General features: G+C 70.9%; 23 protein-coding genes and 2 tRNA genes. 14 read left to right on the top strand and 11 right to left on the bottom strand.

Features of this window, described 5'->3' with window-relative positions; genetic code table 11:
* Nucleotides 1-10 precede the first annotated feature (10 nt).
* Nucleotides 11-1189, bottom strand: coding sequence for a TOMM precursor leader peptide-binding protein (locus tag ACZ6JY_RS20650; protein WP_469197436.1), 1179 nt, complete (start codon nucleotides 1187-1189; stop codon nucleotides 11-13).
* Between the two features lie 236 nt (nucleotides 1190-1425).
* Here ACZ6JY_RS20650 and ACZ6JY_RS20645 point away from each other — a divergent pair, with 236 nt between their 5' ends.
* From ACZ6JY_RS20645 to ACZ6JY_RS20630, 4 genes are all read left to right on the top strand, one after another.
* On the top strand, nucleotides 1426-2061 hold the full coding sequence (locus ACZ6JY_RS20645) for a M48 metallopeptidase family protein (RefSeq protein WP_469197435.1): 636 nt from the start codon (nucleotides 1426-1428) through the stop codon (nucleotides 2059-2061).
* 115 nt (nucleotides 2062-2176) lie between these two features.
* Complete coding sequence (locus tag ACZ6JY_RS20640; protein WP_469197434.1) at nucleotides 2177-3913, top strand: TerD family protein; 1737 nt, start codon at nucleotides 2177-2179, stop codon at nucleotides 3911-3913.
* Between the two features lie 11 nt (nucleotides 3914-3924).
* Nucleotides 3925-4605: an AIM24 family protein gene (locus ACZ6JY_RS20635; RefSeq protein WP_469197433.1), complete on the top strand. Its 681-nt coding sequence runs from the start codon at nucleotides 3925-3927 to the stop codon at nucleotides 4603-4605.
* 17 nt (nucleotides 4606-4622) lie between these two features.
* Nucleotides 4623-5378, top strand: a complete 756-nt coding sequence (locus ACZ6JY_RS20630; RefSeq protein WP_469197432.1) for an AIM24 family protein — start codon at nucleotides 4623-4625, stop codon at nucleotides 5376-5378.
* 120 nt (nucleotides 5379-5498) lie between these two features.
* Here ACZ6JY_RS20630 and ACZ6JY_RS20625 read toward each other — a convergent pair whose 3' ends face one another.
* Together ACZ6JY_RS20625 and ACZ6JY_RS20620 are read right to left on the bottom strand one after the other, a co-directional pair.
* A complete protein-coding gene (locus ACZ6JY_RS20625; protein ID WP_469197431.1) occupies nucleotides 5499-6023 on the bottom strand; it encodes an NUDIX hydrolase in 525 nt (174 codons plus the stop codon).
* On the bottom strand, nucleotides 6020-7510 hold the full coding sequence (locus tag ACZ6JY_RS20620; protein WP_469197430.1) for a zinc-dependent metalloprotease: 1491 nt from the start codon (nucleotides 7508-7510) through the stop codon (nucleotides 6020-6022). Before ACZ6JY_RS20620 ends, ACZ6JY_RS20625 begins: the two co-directional genes overlap by 4 nt.
* A gap of 191 nt (nucleotides 7511-7701) precedes the next feature.
* Between ACZ6JY_RS20620 and ACZ6JY_RS20615 the strand changes: the two genes are divergently transcribed.
* The 4 genes from ACZ6JY_RS20615 to ACZ6JY_RS20600 all read left to right on the top strand — a co-directional run bounded on the left by ACZ6JY_RS20615 (nucleotide 7702) and on the right by ACZ6JY_RS20600 (nucleotide 11126).
* Nucleotides 7702-8817 carry an SDR family oxidoreductase gene (locus ACZ6JY_RS20615; RefSeq protein ID WP_469197429.1) on the top strand — a complete coding sequence of 372 codons (1116 nt, stop codon included), beginning with the start codon at nucleotides 7702-7704 and terminating at the stop codon, nucleotides 8815-8817.
* Between the two features lie 327 nt (nucleotides 8818-9144).
* Nucleotides 9145-9609, top strand: a complete 465-nt coding sequence (locus tag ACZ6JY_RS20610) for a molybdenum cofactor biosynthesis protein MoaE (protein ID WP_469197428.1) — start codon at nucleotides 9145-9147, stop codon at nucleotides 9607-9609.
* A 139-nt stretch (nucleotides 9610-9748) separates the two neighbouring features.
* Nucleotides 9749-9919: a hypothetical protein gene (locus tag ACZ6JY_RS20605; RefSeq protein WP_447039857.1), complete on the top strand. Its 171-nt coding sequence runs from the start codon at nucleotides 9749-9751 to the stop codon at nucleotides 9917-9919.
* A gap of 118 nt (nucleotides 9920-10037) precedes the next feature.
* Nucleotides 10038-11126: a YlbL family protein gene (locus ACZ6JY_RS20600; protein ID WP_469197427.1), complete on the top strand. Its 1089-nt coding sequence runs from the start codon at nucleotides 10038-10040 to the stop codon at nucleotides 11124-11126.
* 107 nt (nucleotides 11127-11233) lie between these two features.
* On the opposite strand, the gene ACZ6JY_RS20595 is transcribed toward ACZ6JY_RS20600, so the two are convergent.
* Nucleotides 11234-11773 carry a PPA1309 family protein gene (locus ACZ6JY_RS20595; RefSeq protein WP_469197426.1) on the bottom strand — a complete coding sequence of 180 codons (540 nt, stop codon included), beginning with the start codon at nucleotides 11771-11773 and terminating at the stop codon, nucleotides 11234-11236.
* A 137-nt stretch (nucleotides 11774-11910) separates the two neighbouring features.
* Between ACZ6JY_RS20595 and ACZ6JY_RS20590 the strand changes: the two genes are divergently transcribed.
* The 4 genes from ACZ6JY_RS20590 (at nucleotide 11911) to ACZ6JY_RS20575 (ending at nucleotide 17416) form a co-directional block, all read left to right on the top strand.
* Nucleotides 11911-14883, top strand: a complete 2973-nt coding sequence (locus ACZ6JY_RS20590; protein WP_469198011.1) for a UPF0182 family membrane protein — start codon at nucleotides 11911-11913, stop codon at nucleotides 14881-14883.
* A gap of 51 nt (nucleotides 14884-14934) precedes the next feature.
* Nucleotides 14935-15008, top strand: a tRNA-Met gene (locus tag ACZ6JY_RS20585).
* Between the two features lie 296 nt (nucleotides 15009-15304).
* Complete coding sequence (locus ACZ6JY_RS20580) at nucleotides 15305-17218, top strand: tetratricopeptide repeat protein (protein WP_469197425.1); 1914 nt, start codon at nucleotides 15305-15307, stop codon at nucleotides 17216-17218.
* 124 nt (nucleotides 17219-17342) lie between these two features.
* Nucleotides 17343-17416: transfer RNA gene (locus ACZ6JY_RS20575), tRNA-Met, on the top strand.
* A gap of 75 nt (nucleotides 17417-17491) precedes the next feature.
* On the opposite strand, the gene ACZ6JY_RS20570 is transcribed toward ACZ6JY_RS20575, so the two are convergent.
* The 4 genes from ACZ6JY_RS20570 to ACZ6JY_RS20555 all read right to left on the bottom strand — a co-directional run bounded on the left by ACZ6JY_RS20570 (nucleotide 17492) and on the right by ACZ6JY_RS20555 (nucleotide 20899).
* On the bottom strand, nucleotides 17492-18634 hold the full coding sequence (locus tag ACZ6JY_RS20570; RefSeq protein WP_469197424.1) for an ABC transporter substrate-binding protein: 1143 nt from the start codon (nucleotides 18632-18634) through the stop codon (nucleotides 17492-17494).
* Nucleotides 18635-18657: 23 nt separating this feature from the next.
* Nucleotides 18658-19527: an ABC transporter permease gene (locus ACZ6JY_RS20565; protein ID WP_469197423.1), complete on the bottom strand. Its 870-nt coding sequence runs from the start codon at nucleotides 19525-19527 to the stop codon at nucleotides 18658-18660.
* Complete coding sequence (locus ACZ6JY_RS20560) at nucleotides 19524-20300, bottom strand: ABC transporter ATP-binding protein (RefSeq protein ID WP_469197422.1); 777 nt, start codon at nucleotides 20298-20300, stop codon at nucleotides 19524-19526. The genes ACZ6JY_RS20565 and ACZ6JY_RS20560 overlap by 4 nt, the downstream gene beginning before the upstream one ends.
* A gap of 182 nt (nucleotides 20301-20482) precedes the next feature.
* The gene (locus ACZ6JY_RS20555; protein ID WP_447039863.1) at nucleotides 20483-20899 is read right to left on the bottom strand and encodes a Fur family transcriptional regulator; all 417 of its coding nucleotides are present in this window, start codon (nucleotides 20897-20899) and stop codon (nucleotides 20483-20485) included.
* 143 nt (nucleotides 20900-21042) lie between these two features.
* Between ACZ6JY_RS20555 and ACZ6JY_RS20550 the strand changes: the two genes are divergently transcribed.
* The gene (locus tag ACZ6JY_RS20550; protein WP_469197421.1) at nucleotides 21043-22494 is read left to right on the top strand and encodes a catalase; all 1452 of its coding nucleotides are present in this window, start codon (nucleotides 21043-21045) and stop codon (nucleotides 22492-22494) included.
* Nucleotides 22495-22564: 70 nt separating this feature from the next.
* Here the strand turns inward: ACZ6JY_RS20550 and ACZ6JY_RS20545 are convergent, their stop codons facing one another.
* Together ACZ6JY_RS20545 and hisN are read right to left on the bottom strand one after the other, a co-directional pair.
* On the bottom strand, nucleotides 22565-22966 hold the full coding sequence (locus ACZ6JY_RS20545) for a CBS domain-containing protein (protein ID WP_469197420.1): 402 nt from the start codon (nucleotides 22964-22966) through the stop codon (nucleotides 22565-22567).
* A 196-nt stretch (nucleotides 22967-23162) separates the two neighbouring features.
* Nucleotides 23163-23960 (bottom strand): histidinol-phosphatase, encoded by a 798-nt coding sequence (gene hisN / locus ACZ6JY_RS20540; protein ID WP_469197419.1) that lies wholly within the window; start codon nucleotides 23958-23960, stop codon nucleotides 23163-23165.
* Nucleotides 23961-24102: 142 nt separating this feature from the next.
* Between hisN and ACZ6JY_RS20535 the strand changes: the two genes are divergently transcribed.
* Nucleotides 24103-24708 (top strand): TetR/AcrR family transcriptional regulator, encoded by a 606-nt coding sequence (locus ACZ6JY_RS20535; protein WP_469197418.1) that lies wholly within the window; start codon nucleotides 24103-24105, stop codon nucleotides 24706-24708.
* 10 nt (nucleotides 24709-24718) lie between these two features.
* On the opposite strand, the gene ACZ6JY_RS20530 is transcribed toward ACZ6JY_RS20535, so the two are convergent.
* The gene (locus ACZ6JY_RS20530) at nucleotides 24719-25042 is read right to left on the bottom strand and encodes a DMT family transporter (RefSeq protein ID WP_447039870.1); all 324 of its coding nucleotides are present in this window, start codon (nucleotides 25040-25042) and stop codon (nucleotides 24719-24721) included.
* Nucleotides 25043-25085: the final 43 nt, after the last annotated feature.

Genomic DNA, 25085 nt, shown 5'->3' with positions numbered 1-25085 from the left:
TCTCAGGCGGTTACCCGGCCATTGTTGCGTGCGGCTCCTTGTCGGTGGTGAGCCGATCCCCCTTAACGCGCTCAGCCGCCCCACAAGGACAGGCAGGATGCGCCCAAACCGGGCGCGCGTGCCAATCGAAATTGGGCACGGACGCCTCCCATCGCGCGTTCGTACAGGCCGATGGTGCTCCGTCCAGAAACACGAGGGCATGCCCCGCCACCAGCCCCGCGACGGAGGTCGACAGCGCCAGATCGCATGCGGGCACATGCCGGGCGCGCCCCGAGCGCCACTGGGCCAGCATGCGCGGCCACGTGGGATCGCGGTCCGCGCGCTGCCGGAAGAGACATCCGGCACACGCGGTCGCTCCGGGCAGAACCAGCGGCCCCACCACGCCCGTGCCCTCGATCACACCGGCATAGAGATGAGGGGTGCCGGCGGCCAGGAACTCCTGCGCGGTGGTGGCGTCGGGAGCATAGGCGTGCAGGCCGTCCCGCGGAGCGATGATCACGAGGGAGAGCCCCGCGTCGCCCTCAGGACCCGAGGGCACCCCGACCGGACGGCCGGCGGCTGTGGAGCGCTTCGGAGGCGCGGCGCGGGGCGGCCGGTCCGGCGCCGACCCGCGGACGAGGCGTCGTGCGGTCGCGTCCCTGCGCTCCCCGATCGACTCGGCGGGCAGCCCGCCCGGTGCGACGTCCCATGGCTCCACGTGCCCGCCGTCCAGCACATCGACCCGGCCCACGCCCGCGCCGGCGAGGACCGAGGCCACCACGGCGCCCACCCGGCCCGCGCCCTGGACCCGCACGCGCATGGACCGGCGCGCCGCCAGCTTCCCGATCGCCTCGCCCGGCTCCGACGAGGAGAGCGACAGCGAGGCCAGGTCGGCCCGCAGCCGGTCCATCACGCCGCTCCGCTTGCGCAGGCCGTCGGCGGCAGGCCCGCCGCCCGTCGAGTCGTCGAGGAGTCCGGCCCGCGACAGCTCGCCCACGAGACGGTCCACATGTCCGTCGGGCAGGCCCATCCGCTGCGCCTCCTCGCGCAGGAGCGGCAGCCCGCGGGTGCCGTCCAGGAGGCTCAGGAAGCTGCTCGTGGCCGTGTCCATCGGGCCGAGCACCAAGGCGTGCGCGGGTGCCACCCCGAACTGCACGGTGCTCAGGTCCCGCCAGCCGCGCCGCAGCGCGGGCTTCAGCGTCGGATGCATGGTCGTCCCCCGTCGTCCGGCCGGCGCCGCCCGTCCGCGGCACCGATCGACTGCCAGAGTGCCCGCCCCGCCGAATCTCCGCCTCGCGTTGTCCACAGGCAGGGGGTATTCGTCGTACTAATAGGCCGGACTCGTCAAACCGGCCGGTCCTATTAGTCAAACGGACGGGGAGCGGAACAGCGCCGAACCGCCCCGGAGGCGGGACTTCCCCCATGCCCAGCGGGTAACGTCGGGGCGTGCCCGCAGACCCGTTCCCTCGCGTCGCTGGGGAGACCTCGGCGCGCCGCGCAGGGCCTCCACAGCGCAGCACGACCAGTCCGCCGCAGCCCGGCGCGAAAACCAGTGCCAAAGCCAGCGCGGTCGAGGTCAGACGCAGCGCCCGCCGGCGCAGAACGGTCTCGGCCTACCGGGAGGGCGACCGCACCGTGGTCCTCATCCCCGCCCGCATGTCGGAGGCGGAGGAACAGCGCTGGGTCGGCGTGATGCTCGACAAGCTCGCGGCGCAGGAGAGCAAGCGGCTCCTGGGTGACGCGGAGCTCTCCGAGCGCGCCGAGCAGCTCTCCGAGCAGTACTTCGGGGGCCGGGCCAGGCCCGCTTCCGTCCGCTGGGTCACGAACCAGAACACCCGGTGGGGTTCCTGCACCCCGTCGGAGGGCAGCATCCGTCTTTCGCACCGGCTCCAGGGCATGCCCGAGTACGTCGTGGACTACGTCCTCGTCCACGAGCTCGCCCACCTTCTCGTCCCTGGACACGGGCCCAGTTTCTGGCGTCTTCTGGAGGCCTATCCGCGCACCGAGAGGGCCCGCGGGTACCTCGAAGGTGTGGTCGCGGCCGACCGGCTGCCTCATCTGCCCGCCGCCCGCGAGGAGTGAACGTCCGCAGTCGCGGGCGGTTGTGTAGCGGGTCTGTACCGGCTTGGTCCGTTGTCCGACTTTGCGGTTAGCCTGGCGCGACGCAATCACTCGGGATGGGGGACGGTCGTTACGTATGGCCAGGGAATTCCAACGAGGCCACAAGGCCAAGATCAGTGACCTCACAGCGGGGACCGATCTGTACGTAGGTGTGCAGATCTCCGCCCCCGGACTGTCCTTCGACATCAGTTGCTTCGGCCTCGACGCGAGCGAACGGCTGTCGGACGATCGCTACTTCATCTTCTTCAACCAGCCGAAGTCGCCGGAGGAGTCGATCCAGCTCCTCGGCGCGCAGGCCGGCGACACCGAGTCCTTCCGCGTCACGCTCGACCGCGTCCCGCAGCAGATCCAGCGGCTGTCGTTCACGGCGACGATCGACGGCGCCGGGCAGATGTCGCAGGTCGTATCGGGATATGTCCGCATCGTCGCGGGCGGCGAGGAAGTCGCGCGCTATGCCTTCAGCGGCGCGGAGTTCTCCACGGAGCGCGCCGTCATGCTGGGCGACTTCTACCTGAAGGACGTCTGGCGGTTCGCCGCGATCGGACAGGGATTCGACGGCGGGCTCGACGCCCTCCTGAAGAACTTCGGCGGAGAGGTCGCCGAGGAGGAGCCCGCGCCCGCGCCGCCGCAGAGCGGTGCCGCGCCCTCCTTCGCGCCGCCCGCGCAGGCCGCCGCCCCACCGGCGTTCGGCGCCCCCGCCGCAGCAGCGCCCGCACCGGCTCCAGCGCCCGTCCCGGCCCCCGCGCAGCACTTCGCGCCGCCGCAGGGCGCCACGCCGCCGCCCGCTCCCGCCGACCCGTCGGTGCACGCCGCGCAGACGATCGCGGCCCCCATGAGCCAGCCTCCCGGCGGCTCCATGCCGCCCCCGCAGGCGCCCTCGCCGTACGGCCAGCCAGGTCAGCCAGGCCAGCCCGGTCAGCAGCAGCCTCCGCAGCCGCCCCAGTTCGGCCAGGTGCCCGGTCAGCAGCAGGCTCCCGGCCAGACCGCGCCCCCGCCTCCGGGCTACGGCCAGCAGCCGCAGGCCCCGATGCCTCCTGGTTACGGCCAGCCGCCGGCCGCGCCCATGCCTCCCGGTTACGGTCAGCCGCAGGGCGGCCAGTTCCCCGGCCAGCCCGCTCCTCAGGGCGTGCCTCAGGGCGCCGCTCCGCAGGGCGCCGGTGTCGCCGCCGCGCTGCAGAAGTACCGCGAGGCGCCCACCGGCCAGCGCTGGACCCAGCAGAACGAGAAGCTGGTCCGCGTCGACCTCGGGGTCAGCGAGCAGCCGATCCTCGCCCGCCAGGGCAGCATGGTGCTCTACCAGGGCAAGGTCGAGTTCAGCTACAAGGGCGCCGGCTTCGCGGGCCGCATCGTGGGCAATGCCACCGGCCAGGAGATGCAGCTGATGCGCTGCTCCGGCCGCGGCCAGGTCTTCCTCGCCGAGGAGGGCACCCACCTGCACCCGATAGAACTCCAGGGCGACGCGATCTGTGTCTCCGCGGAGAACGTCCTCGCGTTCGACGAGACCCTCCAGCACGAGGTGCGCAGGATCGAGGGCCACGGCATTCCCGGCGGCGCGCTGTTCGTCATGCAGTTCCAGGGCACCGGCACGGTCATCGTGAAGACGCACGGCGTGCCCGTCGTGCTGCCCGTCACGCCGACGACGTTCGCCGACTGCCACGCCGTCGTCGCCTGGTCGGCCGCCGCCCAGGCGATCGTCTCCAGCCAGGTGCGGATGCGCAGCAACGCCTACGCCGGCTCCACGGGGGAGAGCGTCAACCTCCAGTTCCGTGGTGCGCCCGGCAACTTCATCGTCGTCCAGCCGTACGAGGTCTGAGGGAGCCCGTCATGAACCAGCAGCTCGCGGGCTTCGCTCCCGCACCCGTCGCCACCCGCATGGAGAACCACGGCCACCACATGGTCAAGGTCGCCATGCAGACCGGAAACGACCTCTACGCGCGCGTGGGCTCGATGGTCGCCTACGAAGGCTTCGTGCAGTACGAGCCGAATCCGCCCGCAGTCCGTCAGGTCGCACGCGAGTGGATGACCGGCGAGGGCGCACCCCTGATGAAGTGCTCCGGAGACGGCCTGCTCTATCTCGCCGACTACGGAGCGGATGTCGTCGTCATCAACCTGGCGGGCGACTCGCTCTCGGTGAACGGCACCAACCTGCTCGCCTTCGACACGTCCCTCCAGTGGGGCGTCGAGCGGGTCAAGGGCATGGCCAAGTTCGCCGGGCAGGGCCTGTGGAACATCAAGATCTCCGGTCAGGGCTGGGTCGCGCTGACCTCGCGCGGGACCCCCATCGTCGTCGACTGCGGTCGCGGCGAGGACGAGACGTACGTCGACCCGGACGCCCTGATCGCCTGGTCCCCGAACCTGAAGGTGAAGGGCAAGCGCAGCTTCAAGGCCGGTTCCCTCATCGGACGCGGCAGCGGCGAGGCCTACCAGATGGGCTTCTCCGGAGAGGGCATCGTCGTCGTACAGCCGAGCGAGGACAGCACCGACCGTCTCCGGGCGCGGGGCTGAGGGGGAACACCAACACCATGCAGAGCTCACTTTTCGCGCATGCCGAGCAGCAGACGCACGAGCGCTACAGCGTCCAGAACCCGCAGCTCCTGCGGGTGGCCCTGGAGGGGCACGACGACGTCCTGGCCCGCAAGGGCGCCATGGTCGCGTACCAGGGCCTGATCGAGTTCGACGCCGAATACCAGAGCCGGGGCAACCAGCGGGCACGCGCGCAGACGGGCGAGGGCCTCGACCTGATGCGGTGCCACGGCCAGGGCACCGTCTACTTCGCCAACCTCGCCCAGTACATCCATGTGGTGGACGTGGACCAGGACGGGCTGACCGTGGACAGCAGCTATGTCCTCGCCATGGACTCGTCGCTGACCCACCAGGTCATCGCCGTGGACAGCCAGTACGGCATCTCCGGCTCCGGCAAGTACCAGCTCAACATCTCCGGACGCGGCAAGGTCGCCCTGATGACGTCGGGCCAGCCGCTGATGCTCCAGGTCACGCCCGACCGGTACGTCAACGCCGACGCGGACGCGATCGTCGCCTGGTCCAACGGCCTGCGCGTGCAGATGCAGGCCCAGACCCACTCCTCGGGCGTCTGGCGGCGCCGCGGCAACACCGGCGAGGGCTGGGAGCTCAGCTTCATGGGGCAGGGCTACGCGCTCGTGCAGCCGAGCGAGATGCTGCCGCCCCAGAACGCGGTCATCGGGCAGGGCGCCGGGGCTCAGTTCGGCATGGGCCAGCAGGGCGCCAGGGGGCAGAACCAGGGCAACGTCTGGAGTTAGCCACCGGAACCAGAACCGGACCCGGAGCTGAGGGGCGCGGGGACTGCGGACCGTATGTGGCTGGTCGCGCAGTTCCCCGCGCCCCTTCGGCAGCCCCTGCGGGGCGCCTCGAAGCGGTCCCTACAGGCGTGCCCTCGTGGCTTCGACCAGGCGTACGACCGACTCGTCCGCGACGCCCGCCACCTCTTCGTACGAGAACCAGCGCAGGTCGAGCGACTCGTCGCTGATCGCCTCGATGGCGTCCTCGGGGGCGAGCGCGGCGTACTGCACGTCAAGGTGCTGTGTGCACGGGCCCGGGATGGGGTGCCTGTCCAGGCGGACGGGGCCGCCCTGGAGGAGCGTCAGGCCCGGTACGCCGGACTCCTCGGTGGCCTCACGCAGGGCGGCGCCGGCCAGCGTCGTGTCGCCCGGCTCGCAGTGGCCGCCCATCTGGAGCCACATCCGCAGCTTCTTGTGCAGGGTGAGCAGCACACGCCCGCGTGCGGGATCGACCACCAGGGCGCTCGCCGTCACGTGGCCCGCCGTGCAGGCCTTCCACATGCCGTCGTCGCCGTGCGTGGACAGGTGGTCCAGATAGGCCTGGCGCAGCTCGGACTGGTCCTCGTACCCCTTGAGGACGAGGACCGTGTCGTCGTACAGACTCACTTGCCGTCGTCCTCCGGGGACTCCTTGCCGGAATTGTCGGACTGCTGGTCGTCGCCCTTGCCCTCGTCGCCCTTGTCCTTCCGCAGGTCGGGCTTGGCCGAGGAGCCGCCGCCCGCCGCCTCGCCGAGCATCTTGTCCAACTCGGAGAAGTCCATGTGCTCGCGGTGGACGAAGCCGTCCGGGTCGTCCAGGTCGGACGCCGTCGGCAGCATGTCCGGGTGCTCCCAGAGGCCGTCACGGCCGTCGACGCCGCGCGCGTCCGTGAGTGAGGCCCACAGGCGAGAGGCGTCCCGAAGCCGGCGCGGACGCAGTTCGAGGCCGATCAGCGTGGCGAACGTCTGCTCGGCAGGGCCGCCCGTCGCCCGGCGGCGGCGCAGCGTCTCCCGGAGCGCGTCGGCGGACGTCAGACGGGGCTTGGCCGCGGCGTGCACCACGGCGTCCACCCAGCCCTCCACGAGCGCCAGAGCCGTCTCCAGGCGGGCCAGAGCGGTCTTCTGAGCCGGGGTGTCCTCCGGCTGGAACATGCCCTGCTGGAGCGCCTCCTGAAGCTGCTCCGGGTTCTGCGGGTCGAGCTGGCCGACGACGTCCTCCAGCTTGGCCGTGTCGACCTTGATCCCGCGGGCATAGCCCTCGACGGCGCCGAAGAGGTGCGAGCGCAGCCACGGGACGTGGGCGAAGAGCCGCTGGTGGGCGGCCTCGCGCAGCGCCAGATAGAGCCGCACCTCGTCCTTGTCGATGCCCAGGTCCTTGCCGAAGGCCTGGATGTTCAACGGGAGGAGCGCGGCCTTGCCGGCCGGGCCGAGCGGCAGGCCGATGTCGGTGGAGCCGACGACCTCACCCGCGAGCACGCCCACGGCCTGGCCGATCTGCTGGCCGAACATGGCGCCGCCCATGGAGCGCATCATGCCGATCAGCGGGCCCGCCATGGCCTGCATCTCCTCGGGCAGCACATCGCCCATGGCGAGGCCCACCCGCTCGGCCACCGGGTCGACGAGCTCCTTCCAGACCGGCAGGGTCGCCTCGACCCACTCGGCGCGGCTCCATGCCACGGCCGTGCCGGACCCGGACGGCAGCGACGTCGCGTCGTCCAGCCACAGGTCGGCCAGGCGCACGGCCTCCGCGACGGCGGAGCGCTCGGCCGGGCCCACGCTGGCGTCCTTGACGCCGTCCGCCGTGCCCTGGGAGACGGTCTGCCGGGCGATGTCCTTGGCCATGTCCCAGTTCACCGGGCCGCCCTCGTACGAGAGCATCTGGCCGAGCTGCTGGAACGCGGCGCCCAGGTCGTTCGGGTTCATCGAACCGAACATCGCGGCGAACGGATTGTCACCGCCGCCGGGGCCGCCGGCCCCGGGGAAGCCCCCGAAACCGAACGGGTTCGCGGGGCCACCAGCGCCCTGTCCCCCTCCGGGGGTGTCCTTCTTCTTGCCCTCGTCGCCGTCTTCCGGCTCCTCCGGCGGAAGGCCGAATCCGAATGGGGTGTCACTCACGGGATTCCTCGGCTCGTCAGGCCACCGGTATCGTTCCGGCGGCGGCTGCCCTACAACACCACCCAGCGTAGACACCATGACGGGTTCGGGCCTCGATGCTTCGCCCACTGATGGCCTGCGGCAGGATGGATGCCACCTGGTACGTACGCGTCATTCGGGTACGTACTGAAGACAACCGCTGGAGACGCCCGGTGAGTTCCCCAGATCCACAGGTTCGCGCAGCGCGAAACCCGTCAGCCTCCTCGTCGCCCCTGCGCGGGCCGGTCGTCGCCGTCACGGGCGCCGCCTCCGGCGTGGGCGCGCTACTGACCGAGCGCCTCGCCGCTTCGGAGCAGATCAAGCAGGTCATCGCCATCGACGAGCGCCGCGGCGACTGTACGCAGGCCCAGTGGCACATCCTTGATGTCCGGGACCCCGCGATCGCCGAGAAGCTGCGCGGCGCCGACGTCGTGGTGCATCTCGCGCTCGATCTCGACCTGGAGACCGATGGCGCGGCCCGTACCGCGTACAACGTACGCGGTACCCAGACCGTCCTGACCGCTGCCGCCGCCGCGGGCGTCCATCGGGTCGTCCTGTGCACCTCGGCGATGGTCTACGGAGCGCTGCCCGACAACGAACTGCCCCTCTCCGAAGACGCCGAACTGCGGGCGACCGCCGAGGCCACCGGTGTCGGCGACCTCCTGGAGGTCGAGCGGCTCGCCCGCCGGGCACCCCGCGCCCATCCCGGTCTCAACGTCACCGTCGTACGGCCCGCGACCTTGGTGGGCGGCACCGACACGGCCCTCACCCGCTACTTTGAGTCGCCCCGCCTCCTGGTCGTGGCCGGTTCCCGGCCGGCCTGGCAGTTCTGCCACGTCGAGGACCTGTGCAGCGCCCTGGAGTACGCCGTCCTGGAGCAGGTCGACGGGGAGCTCGCCGTCGGCTGCGACGGCTGGCTCGAACAGGAGGAGGTCGAGGAGCTCAGCGGGATCCGGCGCATGGAGCTGCCCTCCACGGTCGCCCTCGGCGCCGCCGCGCGGCTGCACCGCATCGGTCTCACGCCGTCCCCGGCCGGTGATCTCGCCTACACGATGTACCCCTGGGTGGTGAGCGTGAGCCGGCTGCACGACGCCGGGTGGCGGCCCCAGTGGACCAACGAGGAGGTCCTCGCGGAGCTGCTCGAGGAGGTCGCGGGGCGGCGGACCGTGGCAGGACGGCGGCTCGGCCGGAAGGACGCGACGGCGGCGGGTGCCGCGGGCGCGACGGTCGCGCTGCTGGGCGCGGCCGCGGTGGTGCGGCGCGCACGCAAGGCCCGCCGCCGGATCTGAGCCCCCCGGGGCCGCCCGGAGCGAAGCCGACGGCCCCGGCCCCCGCCGGGCACGCTTCCCCCGCGGGTAGGGAGCGTCGGGCGCAGCCCGCAGGAAACGCCGGGCGCGCCCCGCAGGGAACCCCAGCTGCCCCCGTAGGGAACCGGAACCCCGGGCGCACCCCCGCAGGGAACCCCGGGCGCACCCCCCCCCCGCAGGGAACCCCGAGCGCACCCCCCGCACCGACCCCCGGCACCGCCGCCCTGTAGAGATCTCCAAGGACCCACGCGCGCGTGCCGGGCGAAAGATCTATTCCGTGATGTCCGTGCCGTGCGGCACCATGGCCGCATGGCACGCACCACGAACGACCACCCCGGCGAGCAGGCCGCCCAGGACCCGATCCGCCTGCTCGCGATCCGCGACACCCCGCTCTCCCTGGACGAGGTCTTCCGGGCCGTCGGCGACGACGCGGCGGGCGGCACGGCGCTCTTCGTGGGGACGGTGCGCAACCACGACGGGGGCGCGGACGTCGACGAGCTGGGCTATTTGACGCACCCCACCGCCGAGGCCGAGCTGCGCCGGGTGGCCGAGAAGGTCACCGCGGAGTTCCCGGTGCGGGCCCTGGCGGCCGTGCACCGCGTCGGTGACCTCAAGGTCGGCGACCTCGCGGTGGTCGTCGCCGTCTCGTGTCCGCACCGGGCCGAGGCCTTCGACGCCTGCCGCAGACTCATCGACGACCTGAAGCACGAGGTGCCCATCTGGAAGCACCAGCGGTTCTCCGACGGCAATGAGGAGTGGGTCGGCGCCTGTTGAGGCGGGAGCGGGCCGGCGGGGCCGGTTGACCCGTGTGGCTCCGGTTGCGTAACCCGACCCCTGCCGTGAGCGTTGACCGTACGGATGGTTAATCTGCTGATCAGTCAGTCGCGGGTCGCACAGGGGTCGGGAGGTCGACATGGCATCACTTGCCTGGTTGCTGATTCCGTTTCTGGCGGCCGTCGGTGCGGGGCTGTGGGGCACCTGGGCCGCCCGTAACCGCAAGTCGGGCAAGACCGGCGACGACACCGAGCTCAACGGCTATGCCGCGTTCCGCGAGGCCATGGAGAAGTCCCACACCGGCACGTGAGCCCGCACGGCGAGCACCACGTGAGCCTGCCCGCCCGGCGAACGCCACGCGCGTGGCACGGCCTCGGACGGACCGGCCCCACAGGTTCCCTGACAGGCCGGTCCCGTACTGTCGTTCCATGCCACGCCGCACCGCGACGATGCTCGCCTCCACCCTGATGCTGATCGCGCTGCTCTGCGCCGGAGTGCTCATCAAAGTGCCGTATGCCGAGATGTCCCCGGGCCCCACGGTGAACACCCTCGGCGACCACGACGGCGAGCCGGTGCTGCAGATCTCCGGGCACAAGACCTACCCGACGACCGGCAACCTCAACATGACGACGGTCAGGGTCACCAGCGCCGACTTCAACATGAACCTGGCGGAGGCCGTCTACGGCTGGCTGGCGCACGACAACATCGTGGTGCCGCACGAGACGCTCTACCCGGACGGCAAGACCGAGCAGCAGTCCTCGCAGGAGAACGCCGAGGAGTTCAGCCAGTCCCAGGAGAGCGCCAAGGTCGCGGCGCTCCGGGAGCTGAAGCTGCCGGTGCGGTCGCAGGTCGTCGTCTCCACCGTCTTCAAGGGCGACCCGGCGGAGGGCAAGCTGCACGCGGGCGACGTCATCAAGAAGGTCGACGGCAAGTCCGTCAAGGAGATGACGGACGTCGCGAAGCTCGTCACCCAGCGCAAGCCCGGCGACAGCGTCACGTTCACGATCGTCCCGGTCAAGGAGGCGGCGACCGCCGAGAAGGCGGGCAAGGAGCCGACGCGGACCGAGGACATCAAGATCACCACGAAGAAGGCCGACGACAGCGACCGTGCCGTCGTGGGCATCCAGGCGGGGACCGACCACACCTTCCCGTTCACGATCGACATCAAGCTGGCCGACGTGGGCGGCCCCAGCGCCGGACTGATGTTCGCGCTCGGCATCGTCGACAAGCTGACCCCGGACGACCTCACGGGCGGCAAGTTCGTGGCCGGCACGGGAACCATCGACGACCGGGGCAAGGTCGGCCCGATCGGCGGCATCGAGATGAAGACCGTCGGCGCGCGGGAGAAGGGCGCCCAGTACTTCCTGACGCCCAAGGGCAACTGCGGGGCCGCCGCGAGCGACGTGCCCGACGGGCTCACGCTCATCAAGGTGGACACCATCGCCGACGCCGTGAAATCCCTGAAGAAGATCCGCGAGGGCGACACGGCCGGCCTGCCCCAGTGCAGCGCGAGCTGAGCTGACGGAAGTACGCGGGTGAGGAGGCCCCCACCCGCGTACGGGAATCAGAAGACGGCCCCCACCCGCGTACGGGAATCAGAAGACCGCGGACACGGTGGGCGTCGCTACGCGAACGTCGCCGCCAGCGCGTCCGCCAGGCCCGGCACCAGGTCGGAACCGGTGAGGACCTCGGTCGGCGAGTCCTTCTCGCGCAGCCGCAGCGCCGACTCGCGCGCGCCGTCACGGAGCACCGCCACCGTCATGCGGACCTCCTGGCGCTCCGGGTGCGCCGCCACCCAGTCGGCGAGCTTGGCGTCGCTCAGGCCCTCCGGGACGGACGTCTCGGCGGACGGGGGCAGCATCTGGCGCTCCACGGTGAGGGCGCAGCCCACCACCGCGTCGGGCCAGGCGATGGTGCCGAGGAACTCGTCCAGCGGCTTGTTCGCGGGGATCTCTTCCTGCTCGATGGGGGTGAGGCCGGCGTGTTCCACGCCGTCGTCGAGGCCGAGCTGCGAGGCGAGGCCGGGTTCCTGGGTGCGCAGTCGCGCCGTGTCGACGAGCGCGAAGAGGCGGGCGGGCCGGTCCCAGCCGAGGCCGGAGACGTACTCGTCGATCTCGAGGACGGCCCGGGTGAGGGGGCTCGCTGCCATGGGAGTGTTGGACATGGTCACAATCCTGCCTCGTTAGTCCCGAGAAACGGGAACCGAGTAAAGCGTGAGTAAGTTGCATAGGTGTGGCTCCACGATCTCGGGGGCCTGACGTATCAACAGCGAACTTCGAGGTGCGCACCTTGGCTTTCCAGATGCCGGACCGCGGCGGAGGCCCGACGGGGCCACGGATCAGAGTGGGCCGACCCTCCCGTCGTGTCCGGACCCTGCTCATGACCTTGGGGGTCCTGGCCGTACTGGCCATGGCCTTTGTCATGTTCTCCGGGTTCTGGACGGACTGGTTGTGGTACCGCTCGGTCAACTATTCATCGGTCTTCACGACGACCCTGTGGACCAAGATCGGCCTCTTCTCCGTCTTCGGCCTCCTCATGGCGGTCGCGGTCGGAGTGAACATCTGGCTGGCGCACAGACTGCGCCCGCCACTGAGTGCCATGTCGATGGAGCAGCAGAGCCTCGACCGGTACCGCATGGGCATCGCCCCGTACAAGAAGTGGCTGCTGATCGGGATCACCGCCCTGGTGGGCCTGATCGCCGGCGCGTCCGCCTCGGGGCAGTGGCGCACGTGGCTGCTGTGGGTCAATGGCGTGCCCTTCGGCCAGAAGGACCCGCAGTTCCACATGGACGTGGCGTTCTTCGCGTTCGACCTGCCCTGGTACCGCTTCCTGCTGGGCTTCGGCTTCGCGGCGACGGTGCTCTCCCTGGTCGCCGCCGCCCTGACGCACTACCTGTACGGCGGGCTGCGGATCACCAGCCCCGGCGCGCGGGCGACCGCGGCGGCCACCGGCCACCTCTCGGTGCTGCTCGGCGTCTTCGTCACGCTCAAGGCCGTCGCGTACTGGCTCGACCGGTACGGCCTCGCGGTGAAGTCCAGTGACTTCAAGGCGACGGGCAACTGGACCGGCCTGCGGTACGTGGACGCCAACGCCTATCTGCCGGCGAAGACGATCCTCTTCTGCATCGCGGTCATCTGCGCCCTGCTCTTCTTCGCGACGCTGTGGCGGCGCACCTGGCAGCTCCCGGTCATCGGCTTCGGCCTGATGGTGCTCTCGGCGATCCTCATCGGCGGGCTCTACCCCGCGATCGTCCAGAAGTTCCAGGTCCAGCCGAACGAGCAGGCCAAGGAAGCGCCGTACATCCAGAAGAACATCAAGGCCACCCGCGACGCGTACGGAATCAGCGACGTCAAGCCCGAGGCCTACGAGGGCGCGGGCAGGGTCGACGAGGAACCCGAGAAGAAGCGCGACGACGCGGAGTCGGCGGCGAACTACCGGCTGAACGACCCGAACATCGTCTCGCCGACGTTCCAGCAGCTGGAGCAGGAGCGCAGTTACTACCAGTTCCCGAGGACGCTCGACGTCGATCGCTACAACGGCCAGGACACCATCGTCGGCCTGCGTGAGATCGACGTGAAGAAGCTCGACAAGCGGAACTGGATCAACGACCACTTCGCCTACACCCATGGTTACGGCATGGTCGCCGCCAAGGGCACGGAGACGAAGAAGGGCTCCAAGGGCGCCCCGGCGTTCACCGAGTCCGGTCTGCCCACCAACGGTGAACTCGGTGAGTACGAGCAGCGGATCTACTACGGCGAGAAGACGTCGCAGTACTCGATCGTGGGCGGGCCGCAGAAGGAGCTCGACTACGAGGAGAACGGCGGCGGCCAGAAGACCTACAGCTACAAGGGCGACAGCGGGGTCAACCTCTCCAACCCGATCAATCGCGCCGCGTACGCGGTGTCCTTCGGGGAGCCGCAGATCCTGTACTCGGGCGCGATCGGCGAGGGCTCGCGGATTCTCTACAACCGCACACCCAAGGAGCGCGTCGAGGCGGTGGCCCCCTGGCTGACGATCGACGGCGACGTGTACCCGACGGTGGTAGGCAACCGCATCCAGTGGGTGGTCGACGCCTACACGACGTCAAACGGCTATCCGTACGCCTCGCGGACCACGCTCGGTGACACCACGGCCGACTCGCTGTCGCAGGCCGACAGCCAGCGCACGGTGATCGCCCAGCAGAACCGGGTGAACTACATCCGCAACTCGGTGAAGGCGACCGTCGACGCGTACACCGGCGACGTCAAGCTCTACACCTGGGACGAGAAGGACCCCGTCCTCAAGACCTGGAAGAAGGCGTTCCCGGGCACGGTCAAGGACAAGAGCGAGATCCCGCAGGCGCTGATGGACCACCTGCGCTATCCGCAGGACATGTTCAAGGTGCAGCGCGAGCTCCTGACGAAGTACCACGTCACGGACCCCGGCCAGTTCTACAACGCGAGTGACGCGTGGCAGGTCCCGAACGACCCGACGAAGAAGGACGACAGCGCGGTCCCGCCGTACTACCTGTCCTTGAAGTCGCCGGGCCAGGACCGGCAGCAGTTCTCGCTGACGACGACGTTCACACCGAGTGAGCGGCCCAACCTACGGGCCTTCATGACGGTGGACGCCGACGCCAGAAGTGCGAACTACGGCAAGATGCAGCTCCTGAGAGTCAGAGGCGACGTCGACGGCCCTGAACAGGTGCAGAACAAGCTGAACTCCATGACGGAGGTCGGCAACTTCGTCCGGGACATGAAGGGCGCCGACTCCGACGTCCTCTACGGCAATCTGCTGACCGTGCCACTGGACGACGGCTTCCTCTACGTGGAGCCCGTCTATGTGCAGGGCCGCAAGTCGGCGTACCCGCTCCTGAAGAAGGTGGCCGTCTCGTACGGCACGGAGACCGCCTTCGCCGACAGCCTGAGCGAGGGCCTCAACCAGGTCTTCGGCGCCGGCGCGTCCACCGAGCCACCGGGCGAGGACCAGGACGAGGGCGAGCCGACCAAGCCGCCGAAGGCGAGCGACCCGACGGTCCAGGCCGCGCTCGATGACGCCCAGACGGCGTTCGAGGACGGCGAGAAGGCCCTGAAGGACGGCGACTGGAAGAAGTACGGCGAGGCCCAGGAGCGGCTCCAGGAGGCGCTCCAGCGCGCCGAGGAGGCGTCGGCCAAGGCCGCGGAGAAGGACGGCGACAAGAACGCCGACAAGAACGCGGACAAGGCAGGGGAGAAGGACGCCGACGAGGCGGCGGACAAGAACGCCGACAAGGACGGCGACAAGAACAGTGGCTGAGTAGCTGGTCAGGAGGCCCCCTCGCGCCGTGGTACGGTTTGAACACAACGGCGCGGGGTGGAGCAGCTCGGTAGCTCGCTGGGCTCATAACCCAGAGGTCGCAGGTTCAAATCCTGTCCCCGCTACTGCAAGGTGAAGGCCCGGATCCTTTTGGATCCGGGCCTTCGTCGTGTGCGGTGCGGCCTGCCCGGAGGCGGCGGTGCCGCGACGCGCCCGGGCGGTCGTCAACAGAGGGTTCGCGAAGCGGCGGTGAACTGCGTGTGCGGGTGGCCTATGCCAAGAAATGTGAACCGTGTCTGCGCGGGGGAGAGTTGGGGGATCTGTGTTTGACTTATCTCTCTGTGGGCATGTCGACAAAACGCTGAAGTGACCTCACTGGCTGCGGTATACCAGGTGTACCCAGGTTGCAGGTGGTGCGACGATGGACGTTATGGGGGATAAGGCAACTCTGTTGGAGACGGGGCGGTTTGTGCAGCCGGCCGACCGGGAGGATCCCGGGGCGGCCGCCGAGGAGTTTCGCCATCGGCTGGCCGCCGAGTCCGGCGACGTCGACGCCATGAGCGTCCTGGGAAGCCTTCTGCTGCGCCGCGGCGACCTCGACGGGGCCGAGTCGATGCTGCGCGCGGCGACGGCCGAGGGCGACCGTGCCGCGGCCAACAACCTCGGTGTCCTCCTGCACCAGCGCGGTTACGCCGACGAGGCGGCCGGCTGGTGGCGGGTCGCCGCCGTCGCCGGTTCCGCGGCGGCCGCGCACGCGCTCGGCAGGCACCACCGCGAGCGCGGCGACGAGCCCGCCGCCGAGTACTGGCTGCGGCAGTCCGCCGAGCAGGGCCACACCCTGGGGGCGTACGCGCTCGCCGATCTCCTGGAGCACCGCGGGGACGTCGGGGCCGAGCGCTGGATGCGGGTCGCCGCCGAGCGGGGCCACCGCGAGGCCGCGTACCGCCTGGCCCGCGCGCTCGACCGGCGGGCCGCAGCCGAGCGCGGCGAGGGCGCCGAGCCGGGCGAGGACCCCGTACGGGCGATCCGCGACGCCGCCATGGACGTACGCGCGGGCAAGAACCTGCGCGCGGACAGGAACGCGCGCGCGGACAACGGCGTACGCGCCGCCAAGGACGTACGAGGACCGGCCGGTGAGGCCGAGCAGTGGTACCGCCAGGCCGCCGCGCGCGGGCACCGGCGGGCCGCCCTGCACCTCGGCGCGATCCTGGAGCAGCGCGGCGACCTCAAGGAGGCCGGCCGCTGGTACCTCAACTCCGCCAAGGACGGCGAGGCCAGGGCGGCCTGCGCGCTCGGGTTCCTGCTGAGGGACGCGGGCGACCAGGAGAGCGCCGCCGTGTGGTGGCTCAAGGCCGCCCAGGACGGCGACGGCAACGCCGCGAACGCCCTGGGGGCGCTGCACGCCGAGCGCGGCGAGAACCAGACGGCCGAGCGCTGGTACCGCGCGGCCATGGACGCGGGCGACGTGAACGGCGCGTACAACCTCGGGCTGCTCTGCGCCGAGCAGGGCCGCACCGCACAGGCCGACCAGTGGTACCGCAGGGCTGCCTACGCCGGGCACCGCGAAGCGGCGAACGCGCTGGCCGTGCTGCTGCTCCAGGGCGGCGACGCGGCCGGGGCCGAGCCGTGGTTCTCCAAGGCGGCGGAGGCGGGCAGCGTCGACGCGGCGTTCAACCTCGGCATCCTGTACGCGAGCAGGAACGACGAGGCGTCCGCCCTGCGGTGGTACGAGCGCGCGGCGGCCGCCGGGCACACCGACGCCGCCCTCCAGGTCGGCACCGCGCGGCTGCGCGAGGGCGACGACCAGGAGGCGGAGCGGCATCTGCGGTGCGCGGCGGGCGGCGGCAGCGCGGAGGCGGCGTACCGCCTCGGCACGGTGCTCGACGCGCGGCGCCCGGCGGAGACGCCGCCCGCGCTCGGTGAACCGGCCGCGGAGAAGACCGAGTGCGAGGAGTGGTACGAGCGGGCCGCCGAGCAGGGCCACCGGCGGGCCCAGGTCCGGGTCGGCATGCTGGCCGCGGGGCGGGGCGACGTCGTCGAGGCCGCGCGATGGTACCGCAAGGCCGCGGAGGCGGGCAGCAGCAACGGCGCGTTCAACCTCGGCCTGCTGCTCGCCAGGGAGGGCAGCGAGCCCGAGGCCGCGCTCTGGTGGACCCGGGCGGCCGACGCGGGCCACGGCAGGGCGGCGCTCCGCCTCGCGCTGCTCTACGCACGGCACGGGCAGCTCGCCCAGGGCCAGCGCTGGGCCACGCGCGCGGTCGAGCTCGGCCCGGCGGAGGTCGCCGAGCGGGCGGGACGCCTGCGGGAGGCCCTGCGTCAGGAGCAGTCCGCGTAGGCCTTCCGGGTGAGGCGGACACGTCGGACCGGGGCGGGTGCCGAGGGGCTCCCGCCCCGCTCCATGGGCGGCGGAGAACGGATTTGCGCTGGTCGTAGCCTTGAAGTACTGTTGTGTTTACCGACGCGGGGTGGAGCAGCTCGGTAGCTCGCTGGGCTCATAACCCAGAGGTCGCAGGTTCAAATCCTGTCCCCGCTACTGAAGGCCGAAGGCCCGGAACCGACAAGGTTCCGGGCCTTCGGTGTTTTCCCGTGGCGTGACATGACGCCGGTGCTACTCGTGTCCCACCGCCTCCTCGTACAGCTCGCGGTCGACCGCCTTCGACTCCGGGACCACCTCGTCTCCCTCGATGACGCCCGCCGCGCGGTACGCGGCCTGGAGCCGGTCCGTGGTGCCCGCGCGGATCTCCCAGTCCATGCGGAGCGACGGCGTCGAGAGCAGCACGTCCTCGTCCGTGTCGAGCAGATGGGCCAGCTCCTTCGTGAAGGACTCGTCGGCCTTGTAGTCGCCCGCGAAGTACGTGTTGACCGTACGGATGTACGCGCGCAGCAGCGCGACGCCCGCGTCCGGGTCCTTCTTGAGGAGGTTCGGGCCGAAGAGGAGCCCGCCCAGGGGTTCGCCGAGCGGCTGGCCGCCGAGGAACGCGTACCGCTTGTCGCCGTCGATCTTGCGCCAGACCGGGTCGAGCAGCCAGGCCGAGTCGGTGCCGCCGTTCTCCAGCGCGGTGAGCACGTCCGCCGAGCCGAGTTGCTGGAACCGGATCTCGTCGAGGCGGCCGCCGTGCTTCTTGAGGGCCTTGTTCATCGGGTAGGCGATGACGGAGCCCTTGCCGATCATCGTGCCGAGCTTGCGGCCGGCCATGCGGACGTGGCCGGCGCTCTCGCCCTTCCTCAGCCGCACCCACAGGCCGCTCCTGGACCGGGGGTCGGGGGAGAAGTTGCCGGCTGTCCACCTGATGTCGAAGCCGCTGGTGATGCCGTTCAGCACGGCGGCCTCGGGGGCCGCCCACTGGGCGTCGATGTCGCCCTTGGCGAGGAGCGGCAGGGCGTCGGGGGTGGGCAGGACCTTCAGTTCGACGTCCAGGCCCTCCTTCTTGAACTCGCCCTTGTCCACCGCGACGCGCAGCGGAGCGACGTACTCGGCGCTCAGGGTGCCGGTCGCGATGGTCACGCTGCGGCGCTCGGCCAGCGGTTTCGGGGCCGGGGTGTCGCGGGCGCAGCGGGCCGGTCGGCGGTCGGGGGCGAGATCGGCGGGGTCGGTCCAGCTTCCCTTGCCGCAGCCCGCCACCGGGGTGACGGCGCGGGGCTTCGCGGGCTCGGCGGGCGGCTCGTCGTTCTCCTTGGCGCAGCCCGCCGCCGCGAGCAGCGAGCCCGCCATGAGCAGGGCCAGAGCAGTGGTGCGGGTACGGGTGCGCATGGGGCCTCCCGAGGGCGGATGGTTCACGACTGGCTCCGGCCCCGGTCGCGAGGGGCCCACGGTGTGAGCAGCCGGCCCACGAGCCGCACCAGTTCGGAGAAGACGACGCCGAGCACGGCGACGCAGACGATGCCGACGAACATCACGTCGTTCTGGAAGAGCGCGCGCGAGTCGAAGATCAGGTGCCCCAGGCCGTCCGCGGCGGCGATCTGCTCGGAGGCCACGATCACCAGGACCGCGACGCCCGCCGCGATCCGCGCGCCGACCAGGACGGCGGGCAGCGAGGCGGGCAGCAGGACGTGGCGGAACATCTGCCACGGCGACGCGCCGAAGACCTGGCCCGCGTCGCGGTGCCCGGACGGGACGGCGAGGACCGCGGCCATCGTGGAGATCCACACGAAGAAGAAGACGGTGGCCGCCACCAGCGCGATCTGTGGTCCCTCGCCGAGGCCGAACATGTTGAGGAAGACCGGGAGCAGCGCCAGCTTCGGGACGACGTACAGCGCGTCGAGCGTGGGTTCGAGGGCGGCGCGCAGGACGGAGAGCGAGCCCATCAGCAGGCCGAGTACGTAGCCCGCCACCGTGCCGATCGCGTATCCGGCGAGCACCCGCTTGAGCGTGGCCCGGACGTCCGGCCACAGGTCGCCCTCGGCCGCCCGGTGCCAGCCGTCCTCCAGGATGGTCTGCGGGGCGGGGTAGACGCGGTCGTCGATCCAGCCGCTCACCGCCGCGAGCTGCCAGAGCAGGACCAGTACGAGGGGCACACCGGCGGCGAGCGACAGCTCCAGGGCGCGGCGCCTGCGGTGGGCGCGGGCGGGGTGCAGCTCGTGCGGGCCGGGCCTGCGTACGAGTACGCCGTCCTCTTGCGGCGCCTTGTCCGTGAGGGCGCTCATGCCGCCGCCCCCGCGCCGACCTCGCCCCGCAGCAGCTCCCACAGCTCGCTCTTGAGGGCGGAGAACTCCGGGGCCGCGCGGACCGTGCCCGTGCGGGGCCGGGGGAAGGGCGGGCGCCGCTCGGCGATGACGCGCCCGGGGCGGGCCGACATCACCAGTACTCGGTCGCCGAGGACGATCGCCTCTTCGAGGCTGTGGGTGATGAAGAGGGTGGTGGTGCGGGTGGTCTGGGTGAGGTCGAGGAGTTCGTCCTGAAGGATCGTGCGGAGCTGGGCGTCCAGTGCCGCGAAGGGCTCGTCCATCAGGAGGATCTCGGGCTCCACGGCGAGCGCGCGGGCGATCGCCACGCGCTGGCGCATGCCGCCGGAGAGCGCCGCGGGATAGGCGTCGGCGAAGCCGGCGAGGCCCATGCGGTCCAGCCATCGGGTGGCCCTGGCGTCGGCCTCGCGGCGGGGGACCTTCTGGATGTCGAGGCCGAAGCGGATGTTGGCGAGGACGGTCTTCCAGTCGTGGATGCCGTAGTCCTGGAAGATCATCGCGGCCGGCCGCCGGACGCTCGTACGGATGCGCAGTTCGCCGGTGCTGGGGCGGAGCAGCCCCGCCGCGATGCGCAGGAGCGTCGACTTCCCGCAGCCCGACGGGCCGACGACGCAGGTGAACTCGCCGGGGGCGACGGCCAGGTCGACGGGGCCGAGGGCGTGCACCGCCTTGGCGGCCCGGCCGAACGTGCGCGTGACCGCGTGGGCCTCTAGTTTCGGGTGCGGATCTCCCACGGTGGTCTCCTCGCGGAGGGCGTACGGACATGGGACCCGCCGACGATATGACGCACCGTCAGATTCCGGAAGCCCCCGGGGAGCCCTCGGGTGCGCGAAAGCCTCCGGAAGCCTCCGGGCACGCGAAAGCCCCCGGCGCCGCGGACGGCACCAGGGGCTTCGTGGACGTACGAGAGGCGCCGCTACGCCGACGCGCAGTTCGGGCAGACACCCCGGTAGGTGACCTCGACGCCCTGGACCGTGAAGCCGAAGCGCTCCGCGTCGGGCAGGTCGGTCAGGGGGTCGCCCGTGGGGTGGACGTCCCGGATGGCTCCGCACTGGGCGCAGACCAGGTGGTGGTGGGGGCGGTGCGCGTTCGGGTCGTACCTCTTGGCGCGGCGGTCCGTGGAGACTTCGAGGATCTCGCCGAGGGACACCAGCTCGCCCAGCGTGTTGTACACGGTGGCCCGGGAGATCTCGGGCAGCTTGCCGACGGCGCGGGCGTGCACCTCGTCGGCCGTCAGGTGGACGTGGTCCCCGTCGAGGACCTCGGCCACGACGCGCCGCTGCGCCGTCATGCGCCAACCGCGTCCGCGCAGTCGTTCCAGGAGGTCACTCATGAAAACCAGCCTAACAGGCGAGGGAACAAGTCCCGAACGGGTGTGACTTTGGATGATTGCTTGACTTAGACAATGTCCATTGTAGGATCGGACTCATCGCAAGCCAAGGGACAGGACCCGCAGGAATGACGCAGGAGGCGCACGTGACGCAGGGACCGCTCACCACGGAGGCCGGAGCACCGGTCGCCGACAACCAGAACAGCGAGACCGCGGGCCTCGGCGGTCCGGTGCTCGTGCAGGACCAGCTCCTGCTGGAGAAGCTCGCCCACTTCAACCGCGAGCGCATCCCGGAGCGTGTCGTGCACGCCCGGGGCGCGGGCGCCTACGGCACGTTCACGCTCACCCGTGACGTCTCGCAGTGGACGCGGGCGAAGTTCCTCTCCGAGGTCGGCAAGCAGACCGAGACGTTTCTGCGCTTCTCCACCGTGGCCGGCAACCTCGGCGCGGCCGACGCGGTGCGCGACCCGCGCGGCTGGGCGCTGAAGTTCTACACCGAAGAGGGCAACTACGACCTCGTCGGCAACAACACCCCGGTCTTCTTCATCCGGGACGCCATCAAGTTCCCCGACTTCATCCACACCCAGAAGCGGGACCCCTACACGGGCTCGCAGGAGGCGGACAACGTCTGGGACTTCTGGGGGCTCAGCCCCGAGAGCACCCACCAGGTGACCTGGCTCTTCGGCGACCGCGGCATCCCCGCCTCGTACCGCCACATGGACGGCTTCGGCTCGCACACGTTCCAGTGGAACAACGAGGCCGGCGAGGTCTTCTGGGTCAAGTACCACTTCAAGACCGACCAGGGCATCAAGAACCTCACGCAGGACGAGGCCAACAAGCTTGCCGGTGAGGACCCCGACTCCCACCAGCGCGACCTGCGCCAGTCGATCGAGCGCGGCGAGTTCCCGTCCTGGACCGTGCAGGTGCAGATCATGCCGGCGGCCGAGGCGGCCACGTACCGCTTCAACCCGTTCGACCTCACCAAGGTGTGGCCGCACGCGGACTACCCGCCGATCGAGATCGGCAAGCTGGAGCTCAACCGCAACCCGGAGAACGTCTTCGCGGAGGTCGAGCAGAGCATCTTCTCGCCCGCCCACTTCGTGCCCGGCATCGGGCCGTCCCCGGACAAGATGCTCCAGGGTCGTCTCTTCGCGTACGGCGACGCCCACCGCTACCGCGTCGGCATCAACGCCGACCACCTGCCGGTGAACCGCCCGCACGCCACCGAGGCGCGCACCCACTCCCGTGACGGCTTCCTGTACGACGGCCGCCACAAGGGCGCGAAGAACTACGAGCCGAACAGCTTCGGCGGTCCCTTCCAGACCGACCAGGCGCTGTGGCAGCCCGTCCCCGTCACCGGTGCCACCGGCAACCACGAGACGCCCCGGCACGCCGAGGACAACGACTTCGTGCAGGCGGGCAACCTCTACCGCCTGATGACCGAGGACGAGAAGGGCCGCCTGATCGACAACCTGGCGGGCTTCCTCGCCAAGGTCTCGCGCGAGGACATCGTGGACCGCGGGATCAACAACTTCCGTCAGGCCGACGGAGACTTCGGCAAGCGGCTGGAGGCCGCGGTCCAGGCCCTGCGCGGCTGACCCAGCATCACTTGTCGTAGCGAGACGGCGGGCCGGTTCCCCTTCGGGGGGCCGGCCCGCCGCCGTTCCTTCACCCCGTCAGCTGGGCCGCCGCGCGCCGCTCGGGCGCCCAGCAGCGGATGATGTCGCGCACCGAGACGATCCCCGTGGGCTCGTTCCCGTCCATGACGATCAGGTGCCGGAAGCCGCCGTGCGCCATGGCGTCCGCCGCTTCCTCCAGGGTCCACGACGGGGTGGCGAAGACGACCTCGGTCGTGGTGTGGGTGCCGGCTATCTCGGTGTCCGGGCTCTGGCCCAGGGCGAGCGAGTTGAGGACGTCGCGCTCGGTCAGGATGCCGAAGCCGTAGGTGTCGGGGTCGAGGACGACGGCCGCGCCGACATGGCGCGCGGACATCAGCCGGGCTGCCTGGCGCAGGGTGTGGGTGGGGCCGATGGTCAGGACCACCGTGCTCATGGCATCGCGGACGATCATGGGCGTGAGCCACCTCCTTGGTGAAACCGCGGCCTCCCGGTGGGCGAAGGATTGCCTCCGCTACCTGCTGGAGAACGGATTCACAAGTTCACAAGTGGGGGGACTCATAGAGTCGCAGCCGAGCAGGGCGCCAACAAGGGGTCGCGGGCGGTCAGTTCAGGGCGTACGTCGCCCTGCTCGCGGTACGGGCGACTCGTCAGCGCTGGTCGAGCCGTCCCAGCAGCTCGTCGTGGAGGAGGCCGTTCGACGCCGCCGCGTTGCCGCTGTGCGGGCCCGGCCTGCCGTCGAGCCCGGTGAAGGTGCCGCCCGCCTCGGTCACGATGATCGCGGTCGCCGCCATGTCCCAGAGCGAGAGCTCGGGCTCCGCGCAGATGTCCACCGAACCCTCGGCCACCATCATGTACGGCCAGAAGTCGCCGTAGGCCCGCGTGCGCCACACCGACCGCGTGAGGTCGAGGAAGCCGTCGAGGTGCCCCCGCTCCTCCCAGCCGGTCAGCGAGGAGTACGCGAAGGAGGCGTCCGCCAGCCGGGAGACCTGCGAGACCCGCAGCCGGCTCGCCGACGTGAGGCTGCGCCCCGTGTAGGCGCCGCCGCCCTTCGCCGCCCACCAGCGGCGGCCGAGCGCGGGCGCGGAGACGACGCCGACCACCGGCTGGTAACCGCCCTCACCCGCCTCCATCAGGGAGATCAGGGTGGCCCAGACGGGGACGCCCCGTACGTAGTTCTTGGTGCCGTCGATCGGGTCGATCACCCAGCGGCGCGGGCCCGTCCCCTCGACCCCGTACTCCTCGCCGAGGATCGCGTCACGGGGCCTCGTGCGCTTGAGCGAGGTACGGATCAGCTCCTCGGCCGCCTTGTCGGCCTCGCTCACCGGCGTCATGTCCGGCTTGGTCTCGACCTTGAGGTCGAGAGCCTTGAACCGGCTCATGGTCTGGGCGTCGGCGGCGTCCGCGAGGACATGGGCGAGACGCAGATCATCGTGGTAGTCGGGCATGCATGAACAGTATCGATCTCGAAAGTGACGAGCCACCACCCCGTATCGGACGGGCACGGCCGCCTCGCGCCAAAGCTATTGACAGTGCCCTCCAGCCCGTCAACTCTGACACCCGGAGCCGATTCGGCCCGGGGAGGCGACAATGCCTGCGGCACGGGAGTCATTGCTCGACGCGGCCTACACCGCGCTCGCCCGGCGGTCCTGGCCGGGTGTCCGCATGGTCGACGTCGCGGCCGTCGCCGGAGTGTCCCGGCAGACCCTGTACAACGAGTTCGGCAGCAAGGACGGCCTCGCCCGCGCGCTGCTGAGGCGCGAGACCGACGGCTATCTGCACGGCGTCGAGCGCGCACTCGCCGAGGAGCGCGAGCCCGCCGACCGGCTCGCGGCGGTGGCCGCCTGGACGGTCGGCGCCGCCCGCGGCAACCCCCTGGTGCGGGCCGCGCTCACCGGCTGCTGGGGCGAGCGGCTGCCCGCGCCGAGCCGTGTCGCCGGGTCCTCGTCGCCCGTGCCCGCGCAGCGCCGCGCGGACGCCGGGGTGCCCAGCTCCGCCGAGCTGCTCGCACTGGTGCGCGACCGGGCAGTGGTCGCGCTCGGCGGCCGGGGCCGGGCCAGGGAGCCCGAGCTCGCCCTGGCCTGCGAGAGCGCCGTCCGCCTCGCCCTGTCCTACGTCGTCGCGCCCGCCGGGAACGACGACGACCCCGCGGAAGTGGTGCGCGGGGCCATCGGACGGTGGGTGGAAGCCGTATAGACCGGCGGGGTCAGTGCGCGGAGCCGGAGAGCTGGAGGCCGACCACGCCGATGATCACGAACGAGATCGAGACGATCTTCAGCGTGGAGACCAGGTCACCGAGGAAGACCATGCCGTAGATCGCGGTGCCCGCGGCGCCGATGCCGGTCCACACCGCGTACGCGGGCCCGACGTCCAGCTTCTTCAGCGCGAGCGTGAGCAGACCGAAGCTGCCGAGCGCGAAGCTGGCGAACGCGATCGTCGGCCAGAGTCTGGTGAAGCCGTGCGACAGCTTCAGACAGACCGCGAAGCCGGTTTCGAGGATTCCCGCCACTATGACCAGCAGCCACGCCATGACCTGCCTCCCGCACTACGTTCGGTGACCGCTCAGCCCGGCC

Source organism: Streptomyces sp. NPDC046335, from assembly GCF_055587985.1.
The sequence above is the reverse complement of the archived record's forward strand: the minus strand, read 5'-3'. Positions and strand labels throughout refer to the sequence as shown.

What these genes read in the sequence shown, in the direction of transcription:
- ACZ6JY_RS20640 (WP_469197434.1), top strand. Translation starts at nt 2,177, where the DNA reads ATGGCCAGGGAATTCCAACGAGGCCACAAGGCCAAGATCAGTGACCTC.
- hisN (WP_469197419.1), bottom strand. Translation starts at nt 23,960, where the DNA reads ATGCCCGACTACCACGATGATCTGCGTCTCGCCCATGTCCTCGCGGAC.
- ACZ6JY_RS20565 (WP_469197423.1), bottom strand. Translation starts at nt 19,527, where the DNA reads ATGAGCGCCCTCACGGACAAGGCGCCGCAAGAGGACGGCGTACTCGTA.
- ACZ6JY_RS20555 (WP_447039863.1), bottom strand. Translation starts at nt 20,899, where the DNA reads ATGAGTGACCTCCTGGAACGACTGCGCGGACGCGGTTGGCGCATGACG.
- ACZ6JY_RS20530 (WP_447039870.1), bottom strand. Translation starts at nt 25,042, where the DNA reads ATGGCGTGGCTGCTGGTCATAGTGGCGGGAATCCTCGAAACCGGCTTC.
- ACZ6JY_RS20545 (WP_469197420.1), bottom strand. Translation starts at nt 22,966, where the DNA reads ATGATCGTCCGCGATGCCATGAGCACGGTGGTCCTGACCATCGGCCCC.
- ACZ6JY_RS20635 (WP_469197433.1), top strand. Translation starts at nt 3,925, where the DNA reads ATGAACCAGCAGCTCGCGGGCTTCGCTCCCGCACCCGTCGCCACCCGC.
- ACZ6JY_RS20535 (WP_469197418.1), top strand. Translation starts at nt 24,103, where the DNA reads ATGCCTGCGGCACGGGAGTCATTGCTCGACGCGGCCTACACCGCGCTC.
- ACZ6JY_RS20605 (WP_447039857.1), top strand. Translation starts at nt 9,749, where the DNA reads ATGGCATCACTTGCCTGGTTGCTGATTCCGTTTCTGGCGGCCGTCGGT.
- ACZ6JY_RS20570 (WP_469197424.1), bottom strand. Translation starts at nt 18,634, where the DNA reads ATGCGCACCCGTACCCGCACCACTGCTCTGGCCCTGCTCATGGCGGGC.
- ACZ6JY_RS20600 (WP_469197427.1), top strand. Translation starts at nt 10,038, where the DNA reads ATGCCACGCCGCACCGCGACGATGCTCGCCTCCACCCTGATGCTGATC.
- ACZ6JY_RS20595 (WP_469197426.1), bottom strand. Translation starts at nt 11,773, where the DNA reads ATGTCCAACACTCCCATGGCAGCGAGCCCCCTCACCCGGGCCGTCCTC.
- ACZ6JY_RS20610 (WP_469197428.1), top strand. Translation starts at nt 9,145, where the DNA reads ATGGCACGCACCACGAACGACCACCCCGGCGAGCAGGCCGCCCAGGAC.
- ACZ6JY_RS20580 (WP_469197425.1), top strand. Translation starts at nt 15,305, where the DNA reads ATGGACGTTATGGGGGATAAGGCAACTCTGTTGGAGACGGGGCGGTTT.
- ACZ6JY_RS20650 (WP_469197436.1), bottom strand. Translation starts at nt 1,189, where the DNA reads ATGCATCCGACGCTGAAGCCCGCGCTGCGGCGCGGCTGGCGGGACCTG.
- ACZ6JY_RS20630 (WP_469197432.1), top strand. Translation starts at nt 4,623, where the DNA reads ATGCAGAGCTCACTTTTCGCGCATGCCGAGCAGCAGACGCACGAGCGC.
- ACZ6JY_RS20590 (WP_469198011.1), top strand. Translation starts at nt 11,911, where the DNA reads ATGCCGGACCGCGGCGGAGGCCCGACGGGGCCACGGATCAGAGTGGGC.